Genomic DNA, 8023 nt, shown 5'->3' with positions numbered 1-8023 from the left:
GAGATAAAACCGGCTTGAATTATAATAAAAGCAATGTTTTAGAATCTAAAACAGATTTGAGAGAATAGGAGAATCAGATATGACAGAGAATGAAGACAAGAGAGAACTTGAAAATATAGATACTGTAGAAGAGACAAAGAAAGAGACCACAGATGAGAAGAAGGATGAATACGAAGAAATCTGTTACATCTGCCGCAGACCGGAAAGTGTTGCCGGTAAGATGATAAAGATTCCGAATAATATCTGCATTTGTAAAGACTGTATGCAGAGAACCTTCGACAGCATGAATAACTCTGGATTTCCAATGGGTGATTTTATACCAAATGGTCAGATGCCCAATATCAGCATGATTAATCTTTCAGATTTGCAGGGCTTTATGCCGCAGAGCCAGAAGATTAAGAAAAAGAAAACCAAAGAGGAGAAAGCAGAAGCTCCGAAATTAGATATTAAGAAGATTCCGGCACCACATAAGATTAAGGCAAGCCTGGATGAATATGTGGTTGGTCAGGAATATGCCAAGAAGGTAATGTCTGTGGCAGTTTATAATCACTATAAACGTGTGGCAACCGATACGATGGATGATATTGAAATCGAGAAATCCAATATGTTAATGATTGGACCGACCGGAAGTGGTAAGACTTATCTGGTGAAGACACTGGCAAGACTTCTGGATGTGCCGCTGGCAATTACAGATGCGACTTCCTTAACCGAGGCAGGTTATATCGGAGACGATATCGAAAGCGTTGTCAGTAAATTGCTTGCAGCTGCAGATAATGATGTAGAGCGGGCAGAGCATGGCATTATTTTCATTGATGAGATTGATAAAATCGCCAAGAAGAAGAATACCAACCAGCGTGATGTCAGCGGAGAATCCGTACAGCAGGGAATGTTAAAGCTTCTTGAAGGAGCAGAAGTGGAAGTGCCGGTGGGAGCCAGCAGCAAGAATGCCATGGTTCCGATGGTTACCGTTAACACTAAGAATATCCTTTTTATCTGTGGTGGAGCTTTCCCGGATATTGAAGAGATTATCAAAGAACGTCTTAATAAGCAGGCATCTATTGGTTTCCAGGCAGATTTGAAGGATAAATATGATAATGATGAGAATCTGTTACAGAAAGTAACGGTAGAAGATGTAAAGAAGTTTGGAATGATACCGGAGTTTATCGGAAGACTTCCGATTCTCTTTACCTTGGAATCGCTTACCGTTGATATGCTGGTTCGTATTTTAAAGGAGCCGAAAAATGCTATCATCAGGCAGTATCAGAAGCTTCTGGCATTAGATGAAGTGAATCTTGTATTTGAAGAGGATGCGCTGCGGGCAATTGCAGAGAAAGCAAAAGAGAAGAAGGTCGGAGCCAGAGCACTTCGTTCCATTATTGAAGAATTTATGTTAGATATTATGTATGAGATTCCAAAGGACGAAAACATCGGCCAGGTAACGATTACAAGAGATTATATTGAGAAAAAGGGCGGCCCGCTTATCACTATGCGTGGAGTGGCAGCATTACCAGTAAACGAATAAAATAAAAGAAAATAAGTGCCGGAGCTTATATGGAAGATTGTAAAGACGCACCATACTCGGAAGAATATTACGACCTTCTGGTTTCCTATCTGAGCCTTGAAAATGAATATCTTCCGGGAGGCTGTATCCAGAATATTGATAAAGATTTTAATGTAGTCTATTTGCAGAGTGCAGGCTTGCCGAAGCTGGATATTGACCAGTATACCTATTCGGCAATTCCAAAATGTTTTACCACATTAGACGAAGAGGCATTGCAGGCAGGCGGAATCATAAGGGTACAAAGTCAGCCAAATCTTGCTTTGAGAGGGCAGGGTGTTCTGATTGGATTTGTGGATACCGGAATTGATTATCAGAATGAAGTATTCCGTAATTCTGATGGCAGCAGCCGCATACTAAGAATCTGGGATCAGAGCATTCGAAGTGAAGATACACCAGAGGGATTCCTCTATGGAACGGAATATACAAAAGAACAGATCGATATGGCATTGTTAACAGATGCACCTCTTCGGGTAGTACCTCACCGGGATGAAGAAGGACATGGTACCTTTATGGCAGGTCTTGCGGCAGGAAGCGAAAAACTTTCGGAGAAATTTGCCGGAGTAGCACCCTATGCACAGATTGCCATGGTAAAGCTGAAGCCGGCAAAGAAATATTTAAGGCGTTTTTATTATATTCCGGAAGGTGCAAAGGCTTATCAGGAAAATGATATTATGGCGGGGGTGGCATATCTGACCAGACTGGCGGAACGATATCGCCGCCCTCTGGTGATTTATCTTGGGCTTGGAAGCAATTCCGGGGATCACAGTGGAAACAGTGTGATTTCGTATTATCTTAATTATGTTTCCTTCAAGCGGAATACGGCAGTTGTGGTAGCAGCAGGGAATGAAGCTACTGCCAGACATCATTATTACGGAGAAGTTGCATTCGGGCAGCAGAGTGATGTGGTAGAAGTAGATGTGGAAGATGCAGTGGCGGGTTTCCATATTGAAATGTGGGCAAAGGCTCCGGAGCTTTATTCGGTGCGGATTATATCACCAACGGGAGAGCGGACGGCAGGTGTCCGGGTGCAGCAGGATGGCAGAGAGGTATACCGTTTTGTATTTGAAAATACACAGGTTATCATTGATTACCACATTGTTGGCACTGCCACAGGAGATCAGCTTATTTATATCCGGTTTGACCGGCCCACCAGAGGCATCTGGACGATTGAGGTAAATGGCGATTACAGTATAGAAGGAAGATATCACATGTGGCTTCCGATTACCGGACTGATTGCCGGTGATATTTCTTTTATTCGTTCTAATCCGGATACGACAATTACCATGCCGGGAAATGCAGCTGCACCGATGACAGTAGGTGGATACAATGCAGGAAATGACAGTATTTATCTGAATTCCAGCAGAGGATACACTGCATCGGGACTGGTAAAGCCGGATTTTGCAGCACCGGGTGTCAATGTGATTGGACCGGCACCGGGCAACCGGTTTGAGGCAAGAAGTGGTACCAGCATTGCAGCGGCAATTACTGCAGGAGCTGCAGCACTGTATCTGGAATGGGCAGTAGAGCGTGGTTATAATACTGATATTACAAATGCAGAAATTAAAAATGATTTTATCCGCGGTGCGGTGCGGTTAGAAAGCAGAGTTTATCCGAACCGGGAATGGGGATATGGAACCTTAAATCTCTATCAGACCTTCGAACAGTTGCGCCGGACATAGGAGGTTCTTGTTTGCATAGAATAACTGCTTCTGTGGGATTCTATATAGAAAACACGAAGCAGGAGGGTAAAGATGAAGCAGGAACATGCAATTGATTTACGAAAGGCAGCCATTATCGGATGTGGGTTTGTCGGCTCTGCTACTGCATTTACACTGATGCAGAGCAAGCTCTTTTCCGAACTGGTTCTAATTGATGTGGATAAAGCAAGAGCGGAAGGAGAGGCCATGGATATCAGCCATGGAATGCCATTTGCCGCACCGATGAAAATATATGCCGGCAGTTATGATGACATTGTGGATGCCGACATTATTATCATTACGGCAGGAGCAAACCAGAAACCGGGAGAAACAAGGCTTGAGCTGGTAAAGAAAAATGTAGCCATTTACAAAAATATTATCCCGGAAATTGCCAGCAGAAGGTGTCGTGGCATATTACTCATCGTATCAAATCCGGTGGATATACTGACACTGGCAGCATTGAAATTATCCGGTTTTCCGGAAAATCGGGTAATCGGTTCCGGAACAGTATTAGATACTGCCCGGTTAAAAAATATGCTGGGAAAACAGCTTGGCATCGACAATCGTGGTGTGCATGCATTTATTGTAGGAGAGCATGGAGACAGCGAGGTGGCGGTATTCAGTTCTGCCAACGTATCCGGCATTCCGTTGGAACAGATTTATAAGCTGCGTGGCTATGAGGAATATGAAAGTCATACGAAGCGTATATATGAAGAAGTAAAGAACAGTGCTTATGAAATTATAGAGCGTAAGCAGGCAACCTATTATGGAATTGCAATGGCGATTAAGCGGATTTGTGAATGTATTGTCCGGGATGAACATTCGGTGCTTCCGGTGTCCAGTCTGATGCATGGGCAATATGGCATTTCTGATATCGTGCTGAGCATGCCGGCAGTGGTGGATGCCGGTGGCGTGGAGCAGATTCTTCCGGTGTCATTAGACGAAGAAGAGCGGGCAAGGCTTCATGCGTCAGCAAAAGCACTGCGGGATGTGATTGCTGACATAGAATTATAGAGCAGGCGGAGCAGAAAGAGAGAAAGAAAAGGACAGAAGGAATCAGGTAGAACAAAAGAAGGAGGAGTTTCCATGAAATATTTATTACTGGTGGCATCCATTTTCGGGCTGGATGAAGGAATCAAGCAGCGGGTTGATAAGAAGGAGCCGTTGGGAAAAGAAAAAAGAGTTCCAAAGCTTCCGGTTGTAATTGAAAAATATTATAACAATGGAGCTGCATTGAACTTTCTGGCGAAGAAACCGAAAATTATGCTGGGGTTACACAGTGCATGCATGGCAGGACTGATGACCATATATGGGTTTGTATTAAGAAGAGGAAATACAGGACTGAAAACCGGTATGAGTATGATGGTTGGCGGCGGATTAAGCAATCTCTGGGACAGAATTCATAAGAAGCATGTGGTGGATTATATCCGCTTTGATACACCGTGGAAACGCTTTTCAAGAATTGTATTTAATATTTCCGATTTCTTTATTTTTATCGGAGCAGCAGTTTCTATGTTGTTTGCTTACAGGTAAGAAAACGGGATTGCAGCCAACGGTAATAATACCGAAGGAAGCAATCCCATTTTTCTTAATCAAATTCGTTCGTTATATCTTAATCAACATAAAAAATCATTATTAAAAATCAAATTCTATATCTGAGAAAGGTACATTGAAAAACCTTGATTATTGCAACTATTTAATTACTGTTACGTTAGTTGCCTGAGGACCTTTAGCGCCTTCTGTTACGTCAAATTCTACTGCTGCGCCTTCTTCTAAGGATTTGTAACCATCCATGTTAAGTCCTGAGTAGTGTACGAATACATCATTACCTTCTGCATCAGAGATGAATCCGTAACCTTTCTGGTTATTAAACCATTTAACTGTACCGTTCATTATAGTACCTCCACAAAAATTATCTAGCCATACGGCTACGCTTAGAATAGCATAATTTATTTTAAAAGTAAAGAAAATTAGTTGATATCAGTATAGGGGATATCATGCCCGGCAAAAAATTTTCGTATCAGCAGATCCCATTCCTGGTCGAAGGTGTGGTCTAAGGTAAAACTGCGGTAAGATACACCATTGGTACAGGAAAGAATACCATCCTGAAATTTGATGTTTAAGAAAACTCCATTCAAATCCTGGGTAGTCAGACCACTTTTACTTACTTCCAGAGTATTTTTAAGATTCTTTGGAGAAAGCTGAAAGATAAAGCGGAAATAGGAGGGGGTATGTTTTCCCTTGATCAGGGCGAAGCAGTTTTCACGCAGCATGCCAAAAGGCAGGCAGCTTAAACCGGTTAGTTCCAGTTCATCCAGTTCTTCCGGACTGTAGAAATCCGGTACAAGATGTCCGTCGATTTCATAGGAACCTTTTCCACGGATGGTAGCTTCTGATAATAAGAAGTGGTCAAATAAATCCGTGCGAAGTAATTTATTCATAAAATCTTTTACCTGTAAAAGTTGTATTGCAATCATAGTATCCTCCTCATTTTTAAAGTGTAACACAAACCGGATAGAAAAAACAGAGAAAGTATTGTAGAATGACTATGAAAAGAAGCAGATTGAAAGGAAATGATATGAGAAAACAAAGATTATTAACCGGTATTACAGGAATACTTATGGCATTTCTGCTTGCCGGCTGCGATACGTCATCCGTTGAAGAATGGGTAGATGAAGTAGTAGAAGATATCAATGGACAGATACCGGATAATACCTTGCTTCCGGTAGAGTCAGTTTCAGAGGAAAAGTATGTATATGGCCAGCTTACGGAAGAAGAACAGCTTGTTTATGATGAGATGCTGGATGCTATTTTAAATCATCGGGAAGAGGTGGCAGTTGCTACATTAGATAAAGACGTACTGGCAAAAATGTATGAAGCAATTATGGCGGACTATGGCGGACTCTTCTGGGTGGATGGCTATTCCTATACGGAATATTCCCGTGCGGGTGTACTGACCGGGCTTAAGTTTGCACCGAAGTATACAATGGATGAAGCTGCAAGACAGGAGACACAGGCGGCAATTGATGAAAAGGTCGATGTACTGCTTGGCGGCATTTCATCCGAGGACAGTGATTACCAGAAAGCGCGGTTTATATTTGATACGCTGGTGCGTACGGTAAATTATGACCTTAATGCAGAGAATAATCAGAATATCATCAGTGTATTTCTAGAGGGAAGAACGGTGTGCCAGGGCTATGCCTGTGCCACAAAATATCTGATGGATTTATTAGATATTCCATGTACGATAGTGACAGGAACTGCCAATGGAGAACCACATGCATGGAATCTCATCGAACTGGATGGAGCCTATTATTATATGGATACTACCTGGGGTAATCCAACTTCCAACAGTCCGGATGACTTCGGAGATGTAGCTGAAGTGGTAGATTATTGCTTTTTTACTGCAACTACAGAAGAGTTATTTCAGACCCACAGCCCCAATGTGAATTTTTCATTGCCGGAATGCAATTGCCTGGATGACAGTTATTTTGTGCAGGAAAATTGTTATTTTAAGGACTGGTATCCGGAAGACATCGGAGCATTATTTACAGAGCTTGACAGCCACCCTGTACAGATGAAGTTTGAGGATGAGGCAGTTTATGGGCAGGCACAGCAGTTTTTCATTGAAGAAGGGCATATCGGGGATTATTATACCGTGGATAGTTCCTTATTTTATATGAAAAATGAGACAATGCGGGTACTTACTTTCCTGAAAAAATAAAATATTTGTGAAATATTATAAAAATTTAAATATCCTCTTTTCAAAACGTAATATTTATGATAATATGACATAGTAATGAAAACTACTTGTTATTACAAAGAAAAACATAACATATAATTTTAAACATTGCGTACATACTATAAGAGAGATGACTACGCAATCAGGAGGATAGAAAATGAGCTACAAAATCATAGTAGACAGCTGTGGAGAGTTATTTGATGATATGAAAGCAGATGGAAGATTCCAGTCTGTTCCGTTAGAGCTTGAGGTAGATGGATACCATGTGGTGGATGATGAATCCTTTGATCAACTGGAGTTTATTCGCAGGGTAAAGGAAAGCAGGCATAGCCCGAAGTCATCCTGCCCATCTCCACAGAGATATGTGGAAGCATATTTAGGAGAAGCAGAGCATGTATATGTAGTAACACTTTCCGGTAAATTAAGCGGTTCTTATAACAGTGCAGAGCTGGCAAAGAAGCTTTATTTAGAAGAACATATGGCAAAACAGATTCATGTATTTGATTCCTGTTCCGCATCCATTGGAGAGACTCTGATTGCAGAAAAGATACAGGAATCAGAGGAAGCCGGAAAGAGCTTTGAAGAAGTGGTTGCTGAGACAGAAAAATATATTAAAGACCAGCAGACCTTCTTTGTATTAGAGACTTTAGAGACTCTGCGTAAAAACGGCAGACTCAGTAACCTGAAAGCCTGGGTTGCCGGGGCATTAAATATCAAGCCGGTAATGGGGGCCACGCCCGAGGGTACAATCTGTCAGCTGGGACAGGCAAGAGGAATGGCAAAGGCATTGGACTATATGGTTAATGAAATTGTAAAGAGAACGAAAGAGCGTGAAAAGAAGATTTTATCCATCGCACATTGCAATTGTCCGGAACGTGCAAAACAGGTAAAAGAAAAATTGGAAAAGCTGGCAAAATTTAAAGATATCAGAATTGTAGATACTGCAGGAGTCAGCACCATGTATGCCAATAATGGCGGTGTTATTGTAGCAGTTTAAAAAATAGCAGATAAAAAGAAAACAGA

8 protein-coding genes are annotated in these 8023 nt (G+C 41.7%); 6 read left to right on the top strand and 2 right to left on the bottom strand.

The window, feature by feature from the left end; all coding sequences use genetic code 11:
- The first annotated feature begins 79 nt into the window (after positions 1–79).
- From clpX to DW059_RS11955, 4 genes are all read left to right on the top strand, one after another.
- Complete coding sequence (clpX, locus tag DW059_RS11970; protein ID WP_117698946.1) at positions 80–1522, top strand: ATP-dependent Clp protease ATP-binding subunit ClpX; 1443 nt, start codon at positions 80–82, stop codon at positions 1520–1522.
- 29 nt (positions 1523–1551) lie between these two features.
- Positions 1552–3240 carry a S8 family peptidase gene (locus DW059_RS11965; protein WP_117698945.1) on the top strand — a complete coding sequence of 563 codons (1689 nt, stop codon included), beginning with the start codon at positions 1552–1554 and terminating at the stop codon, positions 3238–3240.
- A gap of 72 nt (positions 3241–3312) precedes the next feature.
- The gene (locus DW059_RS11960; RefSeq protein WP_117698944.1) at positions 3313–4272 is read left to right on the top strand and encodes an L-lactate dehydrogenase; all 960 of its coding nucleotides are present in this window, start codon (positions 3313–3315) and stop codon (positions 4270–4272) included.
- Positions 4273–4344: 72 nt separating this feature from the next.
- On the top strand, positions 4345–4791 hold the full coding sequence (locus DW059_RS11955; protein ID WP_117698943.1) for a signal peptidase II: 447 nt from the start codon (positions 4345–4347) through the stop codon (positions 4789–4791).
- Positions 4792–4950: 159 nt separating this feature from the next.
- On the opposite strand, the gene DW059_RS11950 is transcribed toward DW059_RS11955, so the two are convergent.
- Together DW059_RS11950 and DW059_RS11945 are read right to left on the bottom strand one after the other, a co-directional pair.
- Positions 4951–5151, bottom strand: a complete 201-nt coding sequence (locus tag DW059_RS11950) for a cold-shock protein (protein ID WP_022242668.1) — start codon at positions 5149–5151, stop codon at positions 4951–4953.
- A 77-nt stretch (positions 5152–5228) separates the two neighbouring features.
- A complete protein-coding gene (locus DW059_RS11945) occupies positions 5229–5735 on the bottom strand; it encodes a DUF5721 family protein (RefSeq protein WP_117698942.1) in 507 nt (168 codons plus the stop codon).
- A gap of 101 nt (positions 5736–5836) precedes the next feature.
- Between DW059_RS11945 and DW059_RS11940 the strand changes: the two genes are divergently transcribed.
- Both DW059_RS11940 and DW059_RS11935 read left to right on the top strand, forming a co-directional pair.
- A complete protein-coding gene (locus DW059_RS11940) occupies positions 5837–6982 on the top strand; it encodes a transglutaminase domain-containing protein (RefSeq protein WP_158552120.1) in 1146 nt (381 codons plus the stop codon).
- Between the two features lie 175 nt (positions 6983–7157).
- Positions 7158–7997, top strand: a complete 840-nt coding sequence (locus DW059_RS11935) for a DegV family protein (RefSeq protein ID WP_117698940.1) — start codon at positions 7158–7160, stop codon at positions 7995–7997.
- Positions 7998–8023 lie beyond the last annotated feature (26 nt).

Source organism: Roseburia sp. AF42-8 (assembly GCF_003435965.1).
GTDB lineage: Bacteria > Bacillota > Clostridia > Lachnospirales > Lachnospiraceae > Roseburia_C > Roseburia_C amylophila.
The sequence above is the reverse complement of the archived record's forward strand: the minus strand, read 5'-3'. Positions and strand labels throughout refer to the sequence as shown.